The sequence below is a fragment of the Rhizobacter sp. P2_H2 genome (assembly GCF_056403375.1).
Genome location: NZ_JBFUFP010001129.1, coordinates 1 through 1,694 on the forward strand (window position 1 = coordinate 1; position 1,694 = coordinate 1,694).

Annotated in this window: 1 protein-coding gene; it reads left to right on the forward strand. The window is 73.2% G+C overall.

The window, feature by feature from the left end; genetic code table 11:
• Positions 1-1,694, forward strand: a 1,694-nt coding sequence (locus AC1D15_RS30805) for an AMP-binding protein (protein WP_477829023.1), incomplete at both ends; no start/stop codon positions are given.

The following is a 1,694-nucleotide window of genomic DNA, read 5'->3' on the forward strand; positions in this document are numbered from 1 at the left end:
GGCCACGCTGTTCTCGGCGCTGCTGGCCGGCTGGCAGGCGCTGCTCGCGCGCTGGAGCGGCCAGCACGACGTGCGGGTCGGCGTGCCGATCGCCAACCGGCAGCGCACCGAGACCGAGGGGTTGGTCGGCTTCTTCGTCAACACGCAGGTGCTGCGCAACGCGGTCGATGCGCGGATGGACCTCGCGCAGGTGCTGCGGCAGGCGCGTGATGCGGTGATGGGCGCGCAGGAGCACCAGGACCTGCCGTTCGAGCAGCTGGTCGACGCGCTGCAGCCCGAGCGCAGCCTCGGCACGCACCCGCTGTTCCAGGTGCTCTACAACCACCAGCGCCGCAACCATGCGCTGCTGGCGCAGCTTCCGGGCCTGCGCGTGCAGGAGCAGCCGCTGGGCGAGCTGGCCGCGCAGTTCGAGCTGACGCTCGACACGCTGGAGCATGCGGACGGCCGCGTGCAGGCGGTGTTCAGTTATGCGGATGACTTGTTCGAGGCGGCGACGATCRCGCGGCTGGCGCGGCAGTACCTCGCGATGCTGGCGGCGCTGGCGTGGCAGCCGCAGACGGCGCTCGGCGAGGTCGACCTGCTCGATGTGCAGGAGCGTGCGCAGCTGCAGGCCTGGGGCGTCAATGCGCCGCAGCCGGTGGGCAGCGAGTGGGTGCACCAGGCGTTCGAGCGGCATGCGCGGAGTCATCCCGAGGCGCCGGCGGTGCTGCACGGCGATGGCGTGTTGAGCTACGGCGAGCTGGACCGGCGTGCAAATCGGCTCGCGCAGCGGCTGGTTGCGCTCGGTGTCGGGCCGGAAAGCCGGGTGGCGGTGTCGCTGCCGCGTTCGTTCGAGCTGATCGTCGCGCTGCTGGCCGTGCTGAAGGCGGGCGGAGCCTATGTGCCGCTGGACCCGTCGCACCCGGCGGACCGGATCGCGTTCATGCGCGAGGACTGCGGCGCGGCGCTGCTGCTGACGGCGGATTCGGTGCGCGAGCTGGAGGCGCAAGGCGGGGCTGACACGGATCCCGAGGTTCCGTTGCACGCCGGCAGCCTCGCCTACGTGATCTACACCTCCGGCTCGACCGGCCGGCCGAAGGGCGTGGCCGTGGCGCACGGGCCGCTCGCGATGCACTGCCGCGACACGGCGCTGCTGTACGAGATGGGTCCGGCGACGCGCGAACTGCACTTCCTGTCGTTCTCGTTCGACGGCGCGCACGAGCGGCTGCTGACGGTGCTCGGCTGTGGCGCCTCGCTGCTGCTGCGCGACGAGGCGCTGTGGACGCCGGCGCAGACGCTCGCGGCGATGCGCGAGCGCGGCGTGACGAACGCCGGCTTCCCGCCGGCCTACCTGCAGGCCCTGGCGCAAGGCGCCGAAGAACATGGCGGCGGCCCGCCGCTCGCGCTGCTGTCGTTCGGCGGCGAGGCGATGCCGCGCGCCGGCCTGCAGGCGGTGCGCGAGCACCTGCGGCCGCGGCTCTTGATCAACGGCTACGGCCCGACCGAGGCGGTCGTCACGCCGGTGCTGTGGAAGGCGCGCGGCGATGCGCCCGAGATTGCCACCGCCTACGTGCCGATCGGCTGCCCCTGTGGCGACCGCACCGCGCGCGTGCTCGATGCCGGGATGAACCTGCTGCCGCCCGGCGCAGCCGGCGAGCTGTACCTGGGCGGCGCCGGGCTCGCGCGCGGCTACCTGGGGCGCGCAGGGTTGACGG